This window comes from Marinomonas sp. UCMA 3892 (genome assembly GCF_012726345.1).
Classification (GTDB): domain Bacteria; phylum Pseudomonadota; class Gammaproteobacteria; order Pseudomonadales; family Marinomonadaceae; genus Marinomonas.
Genome location: NZ_PTXN01000002.1, coordinates 432,908 through 454,124, shown reverse-complemented (window position 1 = coordinate 454,124; position 21,217 = coordinate 432,908). Strand labels below are relative to the sequence as shown.

General features: G+C 43.2%; 20 protein-coding genes. 12 read left to right on the top strand and 8 right to left on the bottom strand.

The window, feature by feature from the left end; all coding sequences use genetic code 11:
• The 5 genes from B6N13_RS04950 (at position 1) to B6N13_RS04930 (ending at position 4,314) form a co-directional block, all read left to right on the top strand.
• Positions 1 to 864, top strand: a complete 864-nt coding sequence (locus tag B6N13_RS04950; RefSeq protein WP_169458671.1) for a branched-chain amino acid ABC transporter permease — start codon at positions 1 to 3, stop codon at positions 862 to 864.
• Positions 865 to 879: 15 nt separating this feature from the next.
• Positions 880 to 1,848 (top strand): branched-chain amino acid ABC transporter permease, encoded by a 969-nt coding sequence (locus B6N13_RS04945; RefSeq protein WP_100187543.1) that lies wholly within the window; start codon positions 880 to 882, stop codon positions 1,846 to 1,848.
• Positions 1,838 to 2,599: an ABC transporter ATP-binding protein gene (locus B6N13_RS04940; protein ID WP_072838224.1), complete on the top strand. Its 762-nt coding sequence runs from the start codon at positions 1,838 to 1,840 to the stop codon at positions 2,597 to 2,599. Before B6N13_RS04945 ends, B6N13_RS04940 begins: the two co-directional genes overlap by 11 nt.
• Positions 2,599 to 3,309, top strand: a complete 711-nt coding sequence (locus B6N13_RS04935; protein ID WP_100187541.1) for an ABC transporter ATP-binding protein — start codon at positions 2,599 to 2,601, stop codon at positions 3,307 to 3,309. The genes B6N13_RS04940 and B6N13_RS04935 overlap by 1 nt, the downstream gene beginning before the upstream one ends.
• A gap of 195 nt (positions 3,310 to 3,504) precedes the next feature.
• A complete protein-coding gene (locus B6N13_RS04930) occupies positions 3,505 to 4,314 on the top strand; it encodes an IclR family transcriptional regulator (RefSeq protein WP_169458670.1) in 810 nt (269 codons plus the stop codon).
• Positions 4,315 to 4,365: 51 nt separating this feature from the next.
• Here B6N13_RS04930 and B6N13_RS04925 read toward each other — a convergent pair whose 3' ends face one another.
• The 5 genes from B6N13_RS04925 to B6N13_RS04905 form a co-directional block, all read right to left on the bottom strand.
• Positions 4,366 to 5,328, bottom strand: coding sequence for an AraC family transcriptional regulator (locus B6N13_RS04925; RefSeq protein WP_169458669.1), 963 nt, complete (start codon positions 5,326 to 5,328; stop codon positions 4,366 to 4,368).
• A 248-nt stretch (positions 5,329 to 5,576) separates the two neighbouring features.
• Positions 5,577 to 6,347, bottom strand: coding sequence for an alpha/beta fold hydrolase (locus B6N13_RS04920; RefSeq protein WP_169458668.1), 771 nt, complete (start codon positions 6,345 to 6,347; stop codon positions 5,577 to 5,579).
• Positions 6,347 to 7,558, bottom strand: coding sequence for a 3-oxoadipyl-CoA thiolase (pcaF, locus tag B6N13_RS04915; RefSeq protein WP_169458667.1), 1,212 nt, complete (start codon positions 7,556 to 7,558; stop codon positions 6,347 to 6,349). The genes B6N13_RS04920 and pcaF overlap by 1 nt, the downstream gene beginning before the upstream one ends.
• Entirely contained in the window at positions 7,555 to 8,388 is an 834-nt protein-coding gene (locus B6N13_RS04910) for a CoA-transferase subunit beta (protein WP_169458666.1), read from the bottom strand. The genes pcaF and B6N13_RS04910 overlap by 4 nt, the downstream gene beginning before the upstream one ends.
• A gap of 1 nt (position 8,389) precedes the next feature.
• Positions 8,390 to 9,205 (bottom strand): CoA transferase subunit A, encoded by an 816-nt coding sequence (locus tag B6N13_RS04905; protein WP_012070728.1) that lies wholly within the window; start codon positions 9,203 to 9,205, stop codon positions 8,390 to 8,392.
• A gap of 185 nt (positions 9,206 to 9,390) precedes the next feature.
• Between B6N13_RS04905 and B6N13_RS04900 the strand changes: the two genes are divergently transcribed.
• On the top strand, positions 9,391 to 10,191 hold the full coding sequence (locus tag B6N13_RS04900; RefSeq protein WP_012070727.1) for an IclR family transcriptional regulator C-terminal domain-containing protein: 801 nt from the start codon (positions 9,391 to 9,393) through the stop codon (positions 10,189 to 10,191).
• A gap of 19 nt (positions 10,192 to 10,210) precedes the next feature.
• Here B6N13_RS04900 and B6N13_RS04895 read toward each other — a convergent pair whose 3' ends face one another.
• Positions 10,211 to 11,113, bottom strand: a complete 903-nt coding sequence (locus B6N13_RS04895; RefSeq protein ID WP_169458739.1) for a LysR family transcriptional regulator — start codon at positions 11,111 to 11,113, stop codon at positions 10,211 to 10,213.
• A gap of 186 nt (positions 11,114 to 11,299) precedes the next feature.
• Between B6N13_RS04895 and B6N13_RS04890 the strand changes: the two genes are divergently transcribed.
• The 4 genes from B6N13_RS04890 (at position 11,300) to catA (ending at position 14,966) form a co-directional block, all read left to right on the top strand.
• Entirely contained in the window at positions 11,300 to 12,301 is a 1,002-nt protein-coding gene (locus B6N13_RS04890; RefSeq protein ID WP_169458665.1) for a DctP family TRAP transporter solute-binding subunit, read from the top strand.
• A gap of 243 nt (positions 12,302 to 12,544) precedes the next feature.
• Positions 12,545 to 13,663, top strand: coding sequence for a muconate/chloromuconate family cycloisomerase (locus B6N13_RS04885; protein ID WP_169458664.1), 1,119 nt, complete (start codon positions 12,545 to 12,547; stop codon positions 13,661 to 13,663).
• Positions 13,664 to 13,699: 36 nt separating this feature from the next.
• Positions 13,700 to 13,978, top strand: a complete 279-nt coding sequence (gene catC, locus B6N13_RS04880) for a muconolactone Delta-isomerase (RefSeq protein WP_012070723.1) — start codon at positions 13,700 to 13,702, stop codon at positions 13,976 to 13,978.
• Between the two features lie 70 nt (positions 13,979 to 14,048).
• Positions 14,049 to 14,966 carry a catechol 1,2-dioxygenase gene (gene catA / locus B6N13_RS04875; RefSeq protein ID WP_100187570.1) on the top strand — a complete coding sequence of 306 codons (918 nt, stop codon included), beginning with the start codon at positions 14,049 to 14,051 and terminating at the stop codon, positions 14,964 to 14,966.
• A gap of 70 nt (positions 14,967 to 15,036) precedes the next feature.
• On the opposite strand, the gene B6N13_RS04870 is transcribed toward catA, so the two are convergent.
• Positions 15,037 to 15,657: a DsbA family protein gene (locus B6N13_RS04870; protein ID WP_169458663.1), complete on the bottom strand. Its 621-nt coding sequence runs from the start codon at positions 15,655 to 15,657 to the stop codon at positions 15,037 to 15,039.
• Positions 15,651 to 16,517: an MBL fold metallo-hydrolase gene (locus B6N13_RS04865; RefSeq protein WP_169458662.1), complete on the bottom strand. Its 867-nt coding sequence runs from the start codon at positions 16,515 to 16,517 to the stop codon at positions 15,651 to 15,653. The genes B6N13_RS04870 and B6N13_RS04865 overlap by 7 nt, the downstream gene beginning before the upstream one ends.
• A 122-nt stretch (positions 16,518 to 16,639) precedes the next feature.
• Between B6N13_RS04865 and B6N13_RS04860 the strand changes: the two genes are divergently transcribed.
• Positions 16,640 to 17,539: a LysR family transcriptional regulator gene (locus tag B6N13_RS04860; protein ID WP_169458661.1), complete on the top strand. Its 900-nt coding sequence runs from the start codon at positions 16,640 to 16,642 to the stop codon at positions 17,537 to 17,539.
• Between the two features lie 103 nt (positions 17,540 to 17,642).
• Complete coding sequence (gene hsdR, locus B6N13_RS04855; RefSeq protein ID WP_169458660.1) at positions 17,643 to 21,191, top strand: type I restriction-modification system endonuclease; 3,549 nt, start codon at positions 17,643 to 17,645, stop codon at positions 21,189 to 21,191.
• Positions 21,192 to 21,217 lie beyond the last annotated feature (26 nt).

Genomic DNA, 21,217 nt, shown 5'->3' with positions numbered 1-21,217 from the left:
ATGGATAGCACACTTTTTATCGTGCAGCTGATCAATGGTCTTCAGTATGGGCTGTTACTCTTTTTGATCGCTTCTGGTCTCACGTTAGTGTTTGGCGTCATGGGTATTTTGAATTTGGCTCATGGCTCTATGTTTATGGTGGGAGCTTATCTTGCTTGGTATTTTGTTCAGCAAACGGGCAGCTTTGCTTTTAGTGCGGTGATTTCAGCCGTCATTGCCTTATTAATCGGCTTTATAGTCGAGCGGACACTGATTCGTCAGTTATATCGCCGTAATCATCTTGATCAGGTTTTACTCACAATAGGCATGATTTTTGTCTTTAACGCGCTGCAGGGACTGTTGTGGGGTAATGACCCTTTAGGCGTAGATGTGCCGCAAGCATTGTCTGCCTCTATTCCTCTTGCTGGAATTATTGAGTATCCGGTTTATCGCATTTTCGTCGCTGTATTCTGTGTCGTAGTTGCGGGTGTTATGTATTACGTAATCAGTAAAACACGGTTAGGGATGTTAATTCGTGCAGGTGAATCTAATCGGGAAATGGTCGAATGTTTAGGAATAGATATTAGCCGACTTTATACCATTGTCTTTGCGATTGGGGTGATGTTGTCTGCTGTGGCAGGTGTGGTGGCGGCGCCGATTAGCTCTATTGTTCCGGGTATGGGCGAGCATATCTTGATCACCTGTTTTGTGGTGGTAGTTATTGGCGGAATGGGATCGATTAAAGGCGCATTCATTGGTGCACTGATGGTAGGGCTGGTAGATACGTTTGCATCGGTTTTAGTCCCCGAGCTTTCTAGCATGATGATTTATATTTTCATGGCCTTCATTCTTTTATTAAAGCCTCAAGGTTTGTTTTCTTCTTAATTTGGAGATGTGGTTATGTTGTTAAATAAACGGGCCGAGCGGCTGTTTGTATGGATATTTTTCCCTTTAGCTTTGTTAATGCCGATGTTTCTTGAGCAAAATGAGTATTACGTTAATAAGCTAACGACCATCATGATTTTATCAATATTTGTCATGTCACTAGATTATCTTGTGGGCAAGTGTGGATTGATTACATTGGGGCACGCTATGTTTTATGGCTTAGGTGGCTATATTTTTGTGATGATAGCGCCTGAGTACGAAGCGGTTAATTTTTGGATATATACTTTTTATATTTGTGCGATTTCTGCCACGGTCGCCTTTGTTATTGGTTTTTTAGTGTTACGTACTAATGGCATTTATATGATTATGATTACCCTCGCGTTTGCACAAATGACTTTTTATTACTTTTCTGACTCCATTGATTTTGGTGGTACTGATGGCGTCTTTGTTTATGTTAAGCCTGAGACCAGCATATTTGGATTAAGCTTATTTGATCTGGATAATCCAACACACTTTTATTACCTCTGTTTGCTTTCTTTGTTTAATACTTTGCTCTTTTTTAAAGTTCTAATTCGTTCTCGATTTGGTCGTCTTGTGGATGCAATTCATGCGAATCCTGGGCGTACTGTGGCGCTAGGTTACAACATTTTTATCTACCGTTTAGTGAGTTATGTAGTTGCGTCAGCGTTGGGTGCCTACGCTGGGTATTTATTTACTTTACAGTACGGCTTTGTAAATCCTTCGATGTTGTCTTGGACAACCTCGGGTACCGCACTTGTTATGTCGATTTTAGGTGGAATGGGCAGTATCTATGGGGCGATTTTAGGAACGTTGGTATATGAAGGTTTGCATTATTCATTAGAGCATTTAACCGAACATTGGCTGCTCTTTATGGGAGGGCTGATTATTTTGATGGTGATGGTATTTAAGAAGGGGATTGCTGGCTTCTTAGAGGATCTTTTGGAGAAACGTGATGGAAAATAATGTCATTCTAGAAACAGAAGGTTTATGCAAATACTGGGGTGGATTGAAGGCTTTAGATGATCTGTCTTTAGCGTTTCATGATAACCAGCTGCACGGTATCGTCGGCCCAAATGGCGCAGGAAAAAGCACGCTATTGAATATGCTATGTGGTCATTATAAACCGACAAGTGGCAAGATCCTTCATCGAGGTGAATCGATTAGCTCTATAAAGCCTTATGAATTTGCTCGTCGTGGCATTGGACGAAGCTTTCAAAAAACCAATATTTATAGCAATTCGACGTGTCTAGAAAATTGTAGCGTGGCTGTACAGCGATTGATGGGCGGCAGCTTTAATTTCTTTCGTTCACGATATTCTCAGAAAATGCTCGACGAGATTGCCACGCAAGCTTTGGAAAAAGTAGGGCTTGGACAGCGACGCGATCATATCGCATCGCAGATAAGTTATGGTGAGCAAAGGCAGCTTGAGATCGCAATGGTATTAGCAACTTCGCCAGAGGTTTTATTGCTTGATGAACCGATGGCCGGTATGGGGCATGAAGAGTCACAGTTAATTATCGATTTACTTAGTCGTCTAAAAAAAGAGTATTGCATTGTTTTAGTTGAGCACGATATGGATGCCATTTTTGAGTTATCGGATCAATTGACTGTGATGGTTGACGGGCAGCATTTGGTAACAGGAAGTGTGGATGAAGTAAGAGATGATCCGCGTGTAAAAGAAGCTTATCTTGGGCAAGGCGATGAGGTGTATTGATGAGTAATCTATTGGAAGTAAAAAGTCTTCATAGCTTGTATGGTGAAAGCCATGTGTTACACGGTGTTAGCTTTTCGTTAGATTCAGGCCAAGCCCTTAGTTTGATGGGGCGAAATGGCATGGGAAAAACCACCACCTTGAAGTCTATTTTGGGGCTAGTGACACCTAGAAGCGGCACGGTTTCGTTTAAGGGTGAGAACATTACCAATTTAGCCACTTGGCAGCGGATGAAACGAGACATTGCTTATGTCCCAGAAGGTCGAGGAATGTTTCATAACTTAACGGTTAAAGAGCACTTGCAGGTGGCAGCTCGTGCGAATAACCAAGGCGAAAAAACTTGGGACTATGATCGCGTACTTGATACGTTTCCACGTCTAAAAGAACGACTTTCAAATTTAGGCACACAATTATCTGGTGGTGAGCAGCAAATGTTAGCGATAGGGCGAGCTCTAGTGACCAACCCAGAATTGTTGATTTTAGATGAAGCAACAGAAGGGCTTGCGCCACTCATTCGCAAAGAAATTTGGGAAGTGATCCGCACGATAAAAGAAAGCGGTATATCGACCATTATTGTCGACAAGAACATTCAAGTTTTGCAAAAGCTTTGTGATCGTCATGTGGTACTTGTGAAGGGGAAAGTCGTAATGAACCTTGACGCAGAGCAACTACAATCTAACTTAGCCCAAGTTGAAGGCTATTTAGGCGTGTAATGGCTTTATCCGTCTTCTGTCAGTCAGACAATATGATTATACTGATGTGTTTAAGTTACGCATGACAAGGAACGCGCTGTAGATTGTTCTATTAACGGTAATCTAATTTATGGGACTCTGGCTCTTAGAGCCAAGCGTTTACACGCTTTTTTGTCATGACAGTACTGCTTTTATGTTTTTATAGGTGTATATCGGATGTCTGAGACAACGGAAATAAAACAAGATAGTACGCGTCAAGGAATTGGTTCTTTGGAAATTGGTTTAAGAATTCTAAATATTATTGCTCAATCTCCTAAGCCTCCGACTTTAAAAAGCTTATCTGATCAGCTGTCTCACTCACCAAGCCGCTTGCATAAGTATCTTGTTAGTCTATTGAGAATGGAATACATCACTCAAATAAATGGCAGTCAATATGCTTTGGGAAAGGCCAGTTTGACCTTAGGCATTGCATCAATTAAAAAAATAGATCCAATCAAGCAAGCGTTGGAAGCTGTGGAGCGTTTATCTGAAGAAACGGATAAAACAGTGTCTGTGACTATTTGGAATGGTCACGCGCCATTGGTTATTAAATGGTTAGATGCGAGTCAGCAAATTGCAGTGAATGTGAGATTAGGCACAGAACTTTCGCCATTTTTTTCTGTATCGGGGCGTATTTTTTTAGCCAATCTGCCTTTGGTTAGACGATTAAAACTGGTTGAGGACTTTTATTTCGATTTACCTGCAAAACCTCGCTTTCAGGGAAAGCCGCTGAATCAAGAAGCCTTTAACGAACATTTAGATGCAATCAAAGAAAGCAATCTTTGTACATTTTCTGGCGATTTCCTACCGGATATCAATGTAATTGGTAGTGGTATTTATGATATCAATGGCAATGTCTCTTCTGTTATAAGCCTAATGGGAATGGCTAATGACTGTTGCACTAAAGTAAATAGCTTATACCCAAGATTGGTCAAAGAGTACGCGAATAAAGTGACTGAAGAAATATGTGGTGGAGCTTCTTTTTAACCCCTTTTTTTGCCGTGGAATGGAAATCCCTTCCTTATCCACGGATTTTATTTATCGACGCTTTAGTGTTTCCGAAGGCAATTCTGCGAACATTTTTCGGTAATCAGACGAAAAGCGTCCAAGGTGGGAAAAACCATAATCCAGCGCAATCTCTGTGACGTTACGTATGTCACTATTCATGATAATTTCTTTTCTTAAGTGTTTAAGCTTAGATTGCTTGATGAAGACTTTTGGAGTGATGTGGTAGTGCTTGGCGAATAGGTTGTAGACTTTTCGGATACTGATATGGGCCACATTAGCTAACTCTTCTACATCAATATCCTCTTTGATATTTTCTTCAATATATTTGAGTAATGCATTGAAATTGCGATCGTTCAAGTCTGAGTCTAAGATGGCAGGGGTATTATTGTCGAATTGTTGAAATAGCTTGCGAATAAGTAGGTCGCGATAAGGTAATTGCATTTGCAATAAATCGAGCTCAGCGTCATTTGCTTCGTGTAAAATAGCTCCCATCAAGCTAAGAAACCCCAAAGACTTATCTAATTCAATAACCTTCCTTTCAAATAAAATTCCAGCGCTTGAAATAACCCTGTTTTGCTCCAGACACAAATCTCTGATAAAGGCTTGTGGAACTTTGACAATGATTTTTTCACAATCTGCTGAATATGAAATATCCATTTTTTCGTGTGGATTCATCATCAAAGCTTGGCCTGGCTTTAGCAATAAAGACTCTTCTTCAAATTGCCAGCAACATTGACCATGAGTGACGACTTGAAAGTGGTAAATGTCATTTAAATCAGCACAGTGAATTTTAACTTCGTTACCATAATGGATTGAAGATAATCCTAATTCGGCAAAATCTCGATGTTTTAGTTGAGAGCAGAATTCATCTGAATCCTTAACAGACTCAGACAGCAAAGTATGATGTCCAATGTGGCTGTTTATGTAATCTGATACTTCTAGCGGATGAGCCTGATTAAAAATAACTGCATTGCTTAGGGCATTAGTAAACATAGTTGACGACCATTTTTGTAATTATTATTAGTTTGTTTATATTAGGTGAACTTTGTGAGGCTGGCAACGCCTAATTTTCAGTCAATATTTTTAGTTTCTTAACGAGTTATAAATGAGTATTTCGAGTTTATTTTTAACACTTTATTGGCGTGCACAGCAGCCGTAAAAGCTTATAGTGGTAATCATTTATTAGCTTAAGAGCATTATCCTAACGCTCTTAAGCTGAAGCATGGATCACGCAGAGTAGGTTACTGAGAGATAAAGTTTTTAAGTAGACTGGTGAGTTGATCTGGCGATTCCACTGATGGAACATGACCAATCTGATTGATAACTTCTAGCTTGTCGACTTGTAGCAACGAAGCGAGAGTTCCCATCAGCTCTGGCGTCGTTGCGACGTCTTTTTCACCACAGATTAATTGTATCGGTAGTGAACTTGGCCCCAATGTATCGGTGAGATCCATATTACCAAGCCAAGCACAGAGTGCGCCGTAGCTGAAGTCATCGACGTTGGCGAGCTGTTCTTGCCAGTAGCTTGCCAAAGCAGGTTTATTTTGCATGCTGTGCTCACTAAACCAACGTAATACTAAGGTTGCAGCCATACTCTTCAACCCCAATGCCATAACGTCCTGTTGGCGGGTTAGCCACGCATCTTTGCTGCCAATTTTTGCCCCAGTATTGGTTAAGGTCGCACTCAATAAACGCTCAGGATATTGAGTCACTAATTGTTGACCAATCATGCCGCCAATGGATGTACCCACATAGTGAAACTGCTTAATACCAAGTTCATCGCATTTTTCAATTAATGGATCAACCAAAGCATTCGCTGTTAATGGTGAAGAATTTGAATCAAGGGCAGGGCTTAGTCCGTGTCCAGGAAGATCCCAGCGAATAACGCGAAACTGTTTCAATAACTCTGGAACAACACCATCCCAAACTCGGCTGTTCATTCCCAAAGGGTGACCAAGCACGATAGTGGGCTTATTACTATCGCCTTCAAGTGTAAAAAATAGCTTCTTCATTAAATATCGCTCCGTTCGATTAGCATGGCAATGCCTTGTCCGACGCCAATACACATGGTGCAAATAGCATAGCGTCCGCCTGTGCGTTTTAACTGCATAGCGGCGGATTGTAATAGACGAGCACCTGACATACCTAATGGATGCCCAAGGGCAATCGCGCCGCCATTTGGGTTAATGCGTGCATCTTCCGGTGAAAGTCCCAACTCTTGTATACAAGCTAACCCTTGTACCGCAAAGGCTTCATTTAATTCGATCACATCCATGTCGGCAAGAGTAAGGCCAGTGCGTTTTAGCAATTTTTGTACGGCGGGAACAGGTCCCATGCCCATCACTGTCGGTTCAACGCCAGCCGTTGCCATACCAATAATTTTCGCTAAAGGTTCTAGTTTGTGTTTCTCGACCGCTGCTTTACTGGCAATCAACATTGCAGCAGCACCGTCGTTTATACCGGATGCATTGCCTGCTGTTACTGAGCCATTGTCTCGAAACGGCGCTCTGAGTTTTGCTAAATCTTCCAAGGTGGTATCAGGACGCAAATGCTCGTCTTGATCGACGATGATTGGATTACCACGTTTTGGCTTGATCGTAATCGGGGTTATTTCTTCGGCGAAGCGGCCTTCATCTTGTGCCTCTTTGGCTTTTTGTTGAGAACGCAAAGCGAATAAATCTTGTTGTTGGCGCGTTATTTTGTAGCGCTCAGCAATGTTTTCCGCCGTTTCAGGCATGGATTCAGTGCCATACAATGACTTTAAGACTGGATTAATAAAACGCCAGCCCATAGTGGTGTCTTCTAATGTCTGCTGTCTATCAAACGCTGCGCTTGGTTTGCCCATAACAAATGGAGCACGAGACATGGACTCAACGCCGCCAGCCAATATTAATTCAGCTTCACCGGCTTGAATGGCTCGAAATGCGGTACCAACAGCATCCATACCTGATCCGCATAAACGGTTCATCGTTGTGGCAGACACGCTATAAGGCATGCCAGAAAGTAGCGTAGCCATGCGCGCCACGTTACGATTGTCTTCACCTGATTGATTGGCACAACCAAAAATAGCATCGTCAATGGCCGCTGGATCAAGATCTGGTGCATCACTTAGCACCGCTTGAATGACTTGAGCTAACATGTCGTCTGGGCGAACGGCCGCAAGGGAGCCTGCATAACGGCCAACGGCTGAGCGTTTAGGGTGACAGATGTAAACAGAGCTCATATTGCCTCCTGGGCACTGTGTGCTTTTTCAGTTCGTGCTTTTAATTCGCGTAATACGTGCAGTTCTTTTTCGCTTGGCATTGGAGTGGTTTCAAGCGCATCGGCGAATTTAATTTCCCAGCCAGTTGCTTCAATGACGTCTTCTTTTGTTGTACCTGGATGCAAGCTGGTGACAATCAGCTCTTTGGTCGTTGGGTCAGGTTTTAAAATACATAAATCCGTAATAACCACGCTTGGGCCACGACCGATATTTGGTAAATTATCTCTGCCCTTGCCATCACGGCCAAAACCAATTGTAGTGATGAAATCCACATCTTTTACAAAGGTACGTTTTGAGTGCTTAACTGTAATAAAGACTTCTTTGGCATTGGTAGAAATTTCCGGCGCACCGCCACCACCCGGTAAACGGACTCTTGGATTTGCATAACTGTGAGCGCCGTTTTTGCCGCCTTCAGGGTGATTAGCTGCAATAACCGTGGTATTCAAATTAGCAAAACGGTCGATCTGTGCTGTCCCTAAAAAGCCAACATCGATGTGGCCACCTTGTAGCCAATAACGGAACATTTCTGGCACGGATACGGTGGTGAGAGCAGACTCACACAGTTCACCATCGCCAATGGACAAAGGCAACACATCCGGTTTGGTTTGCAAAGTGCCAGATTCGTAAATCAAGGTAACATCAGGAGCATGAGTCAAACGTGCTACGTTAGCGGCTTCGCTAGGTAAACCAATCCCCACAAAGCAGGTCATATTATTAGTCAAGGCGCGTGCTGCTGTGATGGTCATCATTTCAGCAGAAGTATATTGAGTCGTATCGTTATGTGTTGTCATATTAAACATCTCCTTGGCCAAACACATGGGATTCTAACCATTGGTTGAAGCTGTCTCTGTCGCGACTGATGTTGTCCCATTGTTTGTAATAGTTGTTGTCTCGGTCGTAATAGCCAAGCGTATAAGAAGGTTTCGCGCCTTCTGGTGCAACAGCAATAGCGTCAATTGTCCATGCTGGTAAGACGCAAGCGTTTGGCGTGACTTCCAAGTTATCGACAATTTCTTCTACAGTGACAATGCTGCGTTTGGCTGATAGAACAACTTCTTTTTGAACACCAATAATTCCTTCGATAAGTACATTGCCTGCGCGATCAGCTTTTTGCGCATGAATAATACCCACATCAGGTTTAATGGCGGGAATGGCTGCTAACTGCTCGCCAGTAAAAGGGCAAATTATGGATGCAATTTCTTTGTTGACGAGTGGTAACTCACTGCCCACGTAACCGCGAAAAACGGCCAATGGCAGACCTGCTGCGCCAGCTTCATATGCATTCGCCATAGCTGCATGACTGTGTTCAACCGTTTCTAGCGCGCAAGGGTAATCATTTTCTATGGCATCACGAACCCGATGAAGCGATCCAACACCAGGGTTTCCGCCCCAAGAAAAAGTTAATTTTCGAACACAGCCCGCGCCTACCAATTGGTCATAGATAAGATCTGGTGTCATACGAATGAGAGACAAGTTACGTCGCTTTTGACGAATAATTTCGTGCCCTGCGGCGAAGGGGATTAGGTGTGTGAAGCCTTCAAGTGCAATGGAGTCACCATCTTTTACATAAGTAGCGACAGCGTCTTTAAGTGTCATAAACTTCGTCATAATGTATCCTGTTCGTTATACGAATTTAAGTTTGCAATACGAACAAGATAGATCAATCTAGGATTAATGGTCAAGTCAAAATTTTGTATTTGTTTTTTTTATCCGTATTTAGATAAAAAATGTGAGGAAAAGTCTCTTCCCTCTAGCTAGCCTGTAACGAATCATAAATAATGGCGGGGTTATTAATGGCAATGAGTAAACTGGGTATGAATGAGGAAAAGCTGTCACCGGACCATAGAGATTATGTAGGTGCATTGGCGTCAGGACTGGATGTCATCATGGCATTTGATCCACAGCATAAGGAAATGACGCTGTCGGAAGTGGCTGAGCAAACAGGAATGGACAGAGCAAAAGCTCGACGTTTTTTGTTAACCCTGCATGCGCTTGGATACATTAAGCGGGAAGGGCGACAGTTTACGTTAACGCCTAAAGTGTTGGCGCTCAGCTACGCCTATAATGCCAGTAATGATCATCTCAATGTGGTTGAGCATTATCTGCATGACATCACCGCACAGCTGGGGGAATCTTCGTCTCTTGCCGTGCTTGATCAACAAGACATCATGTATGTGGTTCGTTCGCCAGCAGCCCATCGTTTGATGTCGATAGCTTTAAGTGCTGGAACACGATTGCCTGCTGCTTATACTTCTATGGGTCGTATGTTGGTTGCTAAGTTGCCACCAGAAGAACAAAAAGAATGGCTCAAAAATGTTTCTCTTGAGGCGTTTACTCAGCTTAGTATTGTCGATAAGCCTGTTTTTGAGCAGATGCTTAAACAAGTCGCTGAACAGAATTTCTGCATAGTTGATCAGGAGCTAGATCTTGGTCTACGTTCGTTGGCTGTTCCAGCATTCACGTTTGATGGATCCTTGCTTGGGGCGATTAATCTCAGTACTAATGCATCGCGAGTCAGTCACCAAACTTTGGTAGAAGAATACTTACCTGTGCTGCGAGAAGTAGCAGAACAAATTCGTTTGCACACCAAATAATCTCGGTCTTCATTAATAGTCATAAACTGTTTTGATGATTCACAACCAGATTTTTGAGGATCTTAACGGCCAGCGCTGTAATGGAGTCCATAGGCTCTTTTCTACGACTAAGAATAACTGGACAGGTGATGGATTTATCCTGCAAAGGAATGAATACAACATCATCTCGTCCAAAATGCCTTACTTGTTCGGACACCAGAGCAAATCCCATTTCAGAAGCAACTAATCCCAACGCTGTTTGCAGGTCATTTACCTGTTGAGTCACCTTGGTTGTTAGTCCTCGGCTGGTAAACAAGGAAGTGCAAATGTCCGCGAAGGTAGGAGTGGCAGCTTGGCCTGCCGGATACAAGATCATTGGCATCTTCGCTAGTTCTTCCAGAGTCGGTTCCCCTTTTTTAAGGAGCGGGTGCCCGACATGTAATGCAACTAACAAGGGTTCTTGGAACAAGATGGTCTGTTCAACTTGTTCATCAGGGATTATTAAGCGTCCAAAACCAATGTCAATTTTACCTGTCTTTAACGCTTCGATTTGTTCGCCTGTTTTTAGATCGTGCAGAAAAATATTCGCGTTAGTTTGTTGGCGTAAATCCCTAACCAGTGACGGCAATTGACCATAAAATACCGAAGGTACAAATCCAATACTGAATACTGCTTTTTGCTCTTCAGCTATGCGGCGGGTATTTTCAATAACCATATCGGCTTTGGCTAGCATTTGTTTTGCTTGTTCCCAAAAGTATTTTCCCGCAGGGGTCAGTGTTAATCCTCTAGAGTGACGATCGAAAAGTTGCGCACCAACATCTTCTTCCAACTGCTTTATCTGTCTTGTTAATGGCGGTTGAGCAATAAAGAGCTTTTCAGCAGCACGGGTTAGGTTTTTCTCCTCGGCAACAGCGCAGAAATAACGTAGATGTCTTAACTCCATCATACCTCCAAGGTATTACTAACAACTTATTTGATATTGGTTCTCTGTATCTGCAGAGTTTAACGTAGAGCAACTAAAAATAATGGAACATACACTTCTAGCATAATCATTTGCATGAGGCAGTAAGCAACTTACGTCACATCATTTGATCCAGCAAATAATAATTATAAAAATAGGTTATTCGTAATGAAAAAATTATCTTCCTGTTTTACTACTCTAGCGCTGTGCTCTTCTTTATTCAGTGGTTTTCTTCAAGCTTCTGAATGTGATCCTGGAGAGCGAGTTGTTAAATTTAGCCATGTTACTGGAGGCACAACACATCCTAAAGTCATTTTGATTAATGAGTTTGCCGCAAACGTCAATCGTGAAATGAATGGTCGATTGTGTGTTGAGGTGTATCCAAATTCCACTCTCTTTGGTGATTCAAAAGAGCTGGAGGCCTTGCTTTTAGGTGATGTTCAATTATTAGCGCCTTCTATTGCAAAGTTTGGTGCCTTTACAGATAAATACGCCGTATTTGATTTACCGTTTTTGTTCAAAGATCTCGACCAGATTATCCGCTTTACAAAAACGCCAGAAGCTAAAGATTTACTTCATGTTATGGAAGATTCCGCCGGTTTTGTTGGTTTAGGTTATTGGATGTCAGGTATGAAATACTTTACCGCGAACAAACCTTTGCTTGTGCCAAGTGATGCCAAAGGGTTAAAAATTCGTGTCCAATCGTCCACAATTGCAAAAGAAATGATCAGAGCTATGGGGGCTTCGCCACAAGTCATAGCATTCTCCGAAGTTTATGGTGCTTTGCAAACGGGCGTGGTCGATGGTCAGGAAAATACTTGGTCAAATATTTACACGCAAAAGTTTTACGAAGTACAAGACAGTGTTACCGAAACCAACCATCAAGTTCTCGCTTATTTGTTTGTCACTTCGAGCGATTTTTTAAACAGTCTGTCTGATGACGATCGCACACAATTTTTAGGTCTGGTGGACAGGGCAACGGAATCAGCCAACAAGCTAGTAAAAGAAAAAGATGCGGTGAATCGCGAGAATATCCTTCGTGCTGGTGGAAAAATAAATACTTTAACACCGGAACAACGAGCGGAATGGGTCAATACCATGGCTCCGATATGGAAAGAGTTTGAAGGTTCGATAGGTAAAGGTTTGATTGAAACCGCCGCGGGTGCTTGATGTATTCGTTGGCTGATTAAAAAAGCGCCTATTTTGAAGTGACCCCCAATAGTTGGACAAACAACATTGGGGGTTCTTTTTTTATCGCTAATGATAATTACATTAGCATCATGAAGGTTATGGCCATTGCCACATTTGATAGCAGTAATACCTAAAAAGTATTGCTAAGAACTAAATTGATATTTGTCCTCTGTTTAGAGTGGGTCTAGTGTAAGAAAAAACAATAAACGGACGCACCTTAGCATGACATCGAAAATTACCCATATTGAAACAATGCTTGTGGATATTCCCACGATTCGCCCTCATAAATTATCTATGACGTCTATGGCCGTGCAAACCATGGTGATTGTTCGTATCAAAGATGATCAAGGTCGTGAAGGCTTAGGCGAGGGCACGACTATTGGCGGTTTGGCCTATGGTCCTGAAAGCCCAGAAAGCATTAAAATGAACATTGATACCTACCTTGCCCCTTTGCTTATCGGTCAGCCGCTTCATAGCATAAAGCTGCTTGTTCAACGTTTAAGCCTGTCCGTACGAGGCAATATGATTGCCAAATCGGCCTTACAAACTGCGTTGTTGGATTTACAAGGCAAACATCTAGGCGTTCCTGTCTCCACCTTGTTGGGTGGTGCTATTCACCAACATATTCCATGTCTATGGGTATTGGCCTCTGGCGATACAGATAAAGACATTGCAGAAGCAAAAGCACTGATCGCTAGCGGTCGTCACTGCGACTTCAAACTTAAAATTGGTTCTCGACATGTTAATGATGATGTTGCTCATGTGGCGGCTATCAAAGCAGCATTGGGCAATAGTGCGAGTGTGCGAGTTGACGTAAACCAAGCGTGGGATGAGGCAACGGCTACAAAAGGCATGGCCGCACTTCAAGAAGCAGGTGTGGATTTAGTTGAGCAACCAACCCCAGCAAAAGAATGGGATGCTTTAGTTCGACTGTCGCAAAAATTTACTATTCCTATCCTAGCGGATGAAGGTGTCGCTGATGCTTCAGACGTTTTCCAGCTTGCTCAACGTGGTTTTAATGGCGGTATCGCTTTGAAAATTGCCAAAGCAGGTGGGCCTATTGAGGCGCTTTATGCCGCTACCGTTTCCTCTGCATCTGGTATGGGGTTATATGGTGGTACTTTATTAGAAGGTTCCATTGGCACCGCGGCGTCTATTCATGCTTGGTCAACTTTACCTAAATTGCATTGGGGCAGTGAAATGTTTGGTCCTCTTCTTTTGCAAGATGACATTATCAAACAGCCGCTTCGCTACCATAACAATGGGGTAGATGTCCCGGATGCACCAGGTTTAGGCATTGAAATAGACGAAGAAAAGCTTGCGCTTTATCGACGCAAATAACACAGCACCAACGCAAACAATCATGAGGAAATGAACATGCTTTTTAAAGTTGAAATGACGGTGAATATTCCCAAAGACCTTCCGGTTGCAGAGGCAGATGCAATCAAATTGAAGGAAAAAAACTATTCACAAGAATTACAAAAAGCTGGTATTTGGGTGCACTTGTGGCGTGTCGTGGGACAGTATTCTAATGTGAGTATCTTTGACGTAAAAGATAATGCTCACTTGCATGAAATCCTTACTGGCTTGCCTTTATACCCATTTATGACGATGGAAGTGACAGCCTTATGTCAGCATCCATCGTCTATTAAATAGCTCTAACTTTTTAAATAAAAATAAATTTAATAAAAGTGCTGTTATGGCACACAAAAGCGGAGAGATTAAAATGACTGTTAAAACAATTCAAACAGAAGCAGTACAAACGTTATTGAAAAAAGTGGCTGGCTTGGACAAAGAACAAGGCAACCCACGTATGAAGGAAATCATTTTTCGTTTAGTGTCAGATATCTATAAGATGATTGAAGATCTAGATATTACACCAGATGAATTTTGGCAGGGTGTGAACTATCTAAATGACCTTGGTACGACGAAAGAAGCCGTTTTGCTTGCACCAGGTTTAGGTTTTGATCACTTCTTAGATATTCGTGAAGATGCGAAAGATGAAGCAGCAGGTCTAGCAGGTGGTACACCACGTACTATTGAAGGCCCTCTATATGTAGAGAATGCACCAATTTCTGAGGGTGAAACGCGCATGGATGATGGTCAATCTCCAGGCCAAGGCATGTGGCTTCACGGTAAAGTGGTGGATGAAGATGGCAAACCTGTAGCGGGTGCTGTTGTTGACCTTTGGCATGCAGACTCTAAAGGTGGTTACTCTTATTTTGACCCAACACAAAGTGAATTCAATCTACGTCGTAGAGTGATTACGGATGCAGACGGTTGCTACCGTGCTCGTAGTATCGTGCCAAACGGCTACGGCGTTCCACCAGAAGGTAATACCATTAAAGTACTTCAGAGCCTTGGCCGTCACGGTAACCGTCCAGCTCATATTCATTACTTTGTATCTAAACCAGGCTACAAGCATCTAACAACACAGATTAACTTGGCGGGTGATGCATACACTTACGATGACTTCGCTTTTGCCACTCGTAATGAATTGGTTGTTGACGCAACACCAAAGAGTGACAATGCACACGGCTTTGACAGCGAATATTTGGACGTTGAATTCAATGTTGAAATCCTTAAAACGGACAAAGCAGAATTAGCAGATAAGCATACTCGTGCACGTGCGTCAGTTGCTTAACACTAATTAGCTGTTAACGAAAATCCCTTGTTGAGATCAATAATCAACAAGGGATTTTTAATTTAAACAATTAAACCAATTCGGCTAGATAGTTTTTCCACTCTTTAGTTTTGCCATAATAATTACTGTGTGGTAAACGCGTTAAACGATCATCTTTTTCTAAGATAAAAGTAGGATAGCCGCTAACTTGCAATTGTCCCATGAGATCATGGCTTTCTTGCACTTGGCTTAGCATTTTTGCTTCAGAGTCAGCCATTTTTTCGCTCCATGTGGTTTTGTCTAATCCCATAGAAACAGCTAGATCCGCTAAAACATTCAACTCATCTAAATGCTTACCATCTTGGTAATGTGCTTTTTGAATCGCTGCTAGCATCTTGTGTGCTTCGATCCCCATGTCTTGACCAACAAGAAAGGCGCGAGTTGTGGAATACGAATCCACGATAAAATCGCCAGCGCCAGCAACTCTCGCTTTATAAGCATCACCAAAGTGTGCTTTCGTCATAGTGGCTATTTGACTGTCAGCTTGCAAAATATGCTGTCTAAAAGACGGATCAATTGCTCGTTTTGGAATCATGCCACCAGGGTGATAAGTGATTTCAAACTCAGGCACTTCTGCCAGTATTTCGACTAAGGCTGTTGCGCCATAGCACCAACCACACATTGGATCGAAGAAGTAATGAACTTTTACCATTTCATTTCACCTTTATGTACTTTCGCAGCGATGTTTAGGTTCAACGCACCTTGAGCATCTGGATATTTTGCTGACATTGTCTTAATCAATTCAGCGCTGTCCTTGCTGTTTTTCTTCGCCTTTTGGAAGTCTGTGATGTAGTTAAGAGAGAAGGTAATGTTATCTGCAGTCAACTCGGTACCTTGAGTCATGTGACCAGGAACAACTGTTGTCGGTTTAAGCGCAAGCATTTCTTGCAACTGTGCTTTCCAAGCAGCTTGAGTCTCATCAGACTGCGCATCCGCCATCCATAAATGCATATTTCCGAATACCGCTACGTTACCCAAAATGGCTTTGTTTGCAGGAATCCAAAGGTAAGGACGGCTTGCCAAAACACCTTCAGTACCACGAATCTCAATAGTCTGACCATCAACAGTCAAAGTAGACTGAGTGTAAGTCGTAGGAACGATAGGATTAACTGGTGCGTTTGCACCCATTTGAGGTCCCCAAAAAGCCAATTTACCAGCCAGTTTTTGTTCAATTGCAGCTTTTACCGCAGGAGTCGTAATGATATCGGCTTTAGGGAAAATAGCGTGCAGAGTCTCGGCACCGAAGTAATAATCAGGGTCCGCTTGGCTAATAAAAATAGTTTTTAGCTCTTTATTGGAATCCAATACTTTTGCAGCAATGCGAAGAGCATCGGCTTTAGTAAAACCAGCATCAACAACCATGGCTTCGGTTTCGCCATAAACCAAAGTTGACGTAACACCAAAGCTGTCAGGCGCTGCATTATATATATCTAGAGTTAACGGTTTAGTGTCTGCCGCAAAAGCAGAATGAGCGATAAGTGCAGAAGCCGCCAATGTAATCAATTTTTTCATCTTTCTCTCCAAAGAGTGATTGTTTAATTCATGTGGCCATAATAGAGAATTGACGTGCTCGGAAAAATACACAAAAATGAGCATGATTGTTTCTTATATCGTGCAAGTGGGTGAGTAGAATTATGGACAGAGTGATAGCAGCAAAAGTTTTTATCGATGTTGCCCAATCGCGGAGCTTTTCTCGCACCGCAGATCGTTTGAATATGTCACGACCAATGGTGACGCGTTATATAGAGGCGATGGAGGATTGGTTAAAGATTCGTTTGTTGCATCGCACGACGCGAAAAATATCACTGACTAGTGCTGGTGAAGCCTGCCTAAAAGACGTCGAGCTTTGGTTGGAGCAAGCCGATAATTTTATATCTTTGGTGAATACCAGCGAGGAGTTGTCTGGCTTAGTACGAATCACGTCCAGCATGTCGTTTGGCTTTTCTCAACTCATGCCTGCCATTCAGGACTTCATGGATCAACATCCTAAAGTTCATATCGATATTGATTTAGAAGACAGCACTGCCGATTTAACCGAAAAAAGTATCGACCTTGCCATACGGATTGCCTCGAACCCTGATCCTTCTTTAATAGGTAAACCCATTGCTGTTTGTGAATCTGTTTTGGTAGCTTCTCCGGCTTACCTTGAAAAAGCTCGCCAAACCATAGGTGACATTCAGCATCCACAAGACTTAATAAACCACGATTGCTTGGGTTACAAAAACTTAGAACGTCACATCTGGCATCTATCCCAGCATGACCAATTTGAATCGGTCTCTTTGGATTGTCGTTTAAGCATCAATGAAGCAACGGCACTTTTGCATGCTACATTGAATGGAATGGGTGTTTGTCTTCAGCCTACTTATTTAGCCAATCGCTACATTAACGACGGCAGCCTTTGCCATGTCCTGCCGGAATGGAAACCCAAAGACCTGATTATTTACGCGCTTTATTCGTCTCGAAAACATTTATCACCCAATGTTCGCGCTTTAATCGATCATCTAGACAGCTACTTTGCTAAGTATCCTTGGTAATAATCTACCCAATAACAATGAAAGGATTCCGCATTAGGTATTGTAAGGGTAAACTGACAATTCAAGATGACAACAATAAGTGAAGAAGGAACTTTAGAACGCAATGATAACAAGCCAATCAAACTTTGCTTTTCTCAAAGGTCATAACGACTTCCTTTTCTCCATTGCCCAAGCCGCCGAGAAAAACTACCCAGACGACCCAAATACCACTTTGGTGAAGCTGAGAATTTTTGGCGAATATGTTGCTAATCATCTTGGCAAACTACTGAATATCGAACCACAAGAAACCCAGTTCAAACTACTCGAAGAAATCCAGCGTAAAACGAACATCGACGACACCATTCTTGAGGTGTTTCACAAACTGCGCAGAATCGGCAACGATGCCGTACACAAATACCATGATGATTTAAATGACGCTGAAATGTGCTTTCGCTTAGCGTTTCGCTTGGCGGTTTGGTATTACCGACTGATTAGCAAAGACAAAGATTTCCCTGCACCGCTTTTTCAACTGCCCAGCAAACAAAGTCAGCAAGATAAACAAGCTTACCAAGAAGAATTGGCCACGCTTACATTGGCGCTTGTTGCTGCCGAACAAGCAGCTAAACAAAACGAGCATAAAAGCCAAGCCGAGATTGAAGCACAGCACATCGAACTGACCGAGCTAAAAGGCCGTTTGTCTGTCTTTGAAAGCCAGCAGCAAGAAACCCAAGCGCAAAGTGAAGCACGCATTGCTGCTCTGGAAGCTCAGTTAAAAGCCAAAGACACTGAATTAGCCAAGTTGAGCGAGGCTGATCGCAACACTTTCCATAAGGTTGTCCTTACGCAAGCCAACCAAAACAAACTTGGCCTTAGCGAGAAAGAAACCCGCTATTTAATTGACGAGCAATTACGTCTGGCGGGTTGGGAAGCAGACACGCAAAACCTTAAATACAGCAGTGGCACATATCCTGAGATTGGCCGCAATATGGCGATTGCCGAATGGCCAACAGGAAAGGACGAAACAGGCAAAGTGGGTTTTGCAGATTATGTTTTGTTTGTCGGCTTAAGACCAATTGGGGTCGTGGAAGCCAAGCGTTATAACCAAGATGTGGCTGACAAACTCAACGAAGCCTACCGCTACAGCCAAACCTTTGATTTGCTGGCATACCATGAGGAACTTGCAAAACGTGCAGCCAACGACGATGACCTACTGAAGCAGGTTAGCGAGTTAAAAATAAACCAATACAATGCCAATGGCTTTAACATTCCCTTTTGCTTTTCTGCCAATGGCCGTGGTTACAGCGCCGCGGTAAAAAGCAAAAGCGGGATTTGGTATCGTGATACAAGGCTTTCCAGCAACCAGCCAGACGCATTACCTCAATGGCTCCAGCCAGCAGAATTGCTCAGCAAATTGGCGCAAAACATAGGCAAATTGAACAACTGGTTTGCCACCCATGAGGATATGAGCGAGCTGGGCTTGCGTTACTATCAAGAAGACGCCGTGCGTGCGGTAGAAAACGCCGTTGTATCAGGCAAACGCAGTGCTTTACTTGCCATGGCAACCGGCACAGGTAAAACCCGAACCGCCATAGCCATCATGTATCGCATGATCCAGTCGCAACGTTTTAAACGTGTCTTGTTCTTGGTGGATCGTCGTTCCTTGGGCAATCAAGCGGTTGCCTCGTTTGATGACACGCGTATTAACGAGCGGACTTTCAACAGCATTTTCAATATTAAAGGCCTGACGGATCGCTTCCCAGAAGACAGCACCAAAATCCATGTAGCCACGGTGCAATCCCTAGTGAAACGCGTACTGCAAAACGATGAATTTATCCCCGTTGGTTTGTACGATGCCATTATCATAGACGAAGCCCACCGCGGTTATATTCTCGATAAAGAGCAAACCGAAGGCGAACTAGCGTTTCGTGATCAGCGCGACTATATCTCGGCCTATCGTCGCGTAATTGACCAATTTGATGCATTCAAACTGGCACTCACCGCTACGCCAGCCTTGCACACCAGCGAGATTTTTGGTCGTCCGATTTATAATTATTCCTATCGCACCGCCGTGATCGATGGCTACTTGAACGACTATCAACCGCCGATCAAAATCAACACCGAACTCAACACCAAAGGTATTACGATTGCCAAAGGTGAGCAGGTGGAACGCTTGGCAGTAACAGGGGAATTAGTTCTAGACACACTCGAAGACGAACAGCAATTCGAAGTAGATAAATTCAACACACAAATCATTGCTCCTAGCTTTACCAAGGCCATTTGCCAAGAGTTAACCAACTGGCTAGACCCAAACAGCCAGCAGAAAACCTTGATCTTCTGTGTTAACAACGAGCACGCGGATGCTGTGGTGGATGCGTTAAGAGACGCTTTCCAGCAATCAGGTAAGCCGCAATACGCCAACCTACCACACAATGCCATAATTAAAATCACCGGTAATTCGGACAAAGACGCCAACAAGGTTCAAACGCTGATTACCCGCTTTGAAAAAGATCGCTTGCCAAATATCGTTGTCACCGTGGATCTTTTAACCACAGGTATCGATATTCCCAGCATTTGTAATTTGGTGTTTTTACGCAAAGTTCGTAGCCGTATCCTGTACGAGCAAATGAAAGGCCGTGCCACCCGTTTGTGTCCCGATATTGGTAAAACCAATTTCCGTATTTTTGATGCGGTGGATTTATACAAAACTCTAGAAGACGTCGATACCATGCAAGCGGTTGTTGTGCGTCCAAACGTCAGCTTATCAACCTTGGTAACAGAAATCAGTGATGACAAAACCTACGATGTGATGGAAAGTAATGGACAATCCTTTGCCGATAACAGTCACGAACAGTTGGTGTCCAAACTACAGCGGGTGATTACCCAAGCCAATTACCAAAAGCTGCGTAGCCGAGAAGTGGAACAACAGATCCAAAAGCTCGACGAGCGTTTGAAAAATGTCACCCGTTGCTCTTTTGCCGAACTGGGTAAAACCTTAAAAAGCCAAGGGGCGCGCATGTCGGCTCAGTACTTTGCCGAGTTGCCTAACCTGGTAGAGCAAATTGAAGACTTAAAACGCACCTTGAACAGTTTGCGAGATCGACCCATCTTTACCGATATTGAAGACAGAGTGATTGGCGTGGAAACGCTATACGGTGACTATAACCAGCCGGACGATTTCCTTGATGCCTTTGATCAACTCGTTAAAGACAATGTGAACCAACTGGCGGCGCTGGATGCCGTGGTCAATCGGCCGCGAGATCTCACTCGCAAAGGACTGGTGGAATTACAAGAATGGTTCGATGCGAGACATTTTTCTGAGTCTACATTGCAAATGGCTTGGAATAAGGCCAAAACCCAAGACATTGCCGCCAAACTGGTAGGACACATTCGTCGTGCCAGCATGAAAAACCCGCAGCTTTTGCCTTTTGATGTGCGAGTGGACCACGCCCTAGACAAGATTAAAAGCGAAAACGACTGGAACCCAGTGCAAATCAAATGGCTGGATCGTCTTGCCAGCTCCATTAAAGACAAGGTCGTATTGGATGACGATGTTTATAAAATAGGCAATTACCGACGGGACGGCGGCAAACGCAAATTGCAAGAAGCCTTGAACAACGAACTGGGCGAGATTCTGCAAAAATTTAACGAGTACATCTGGGACGAACTGGCTTAGGTCGGTATCATAGCGCCCATTCGAAC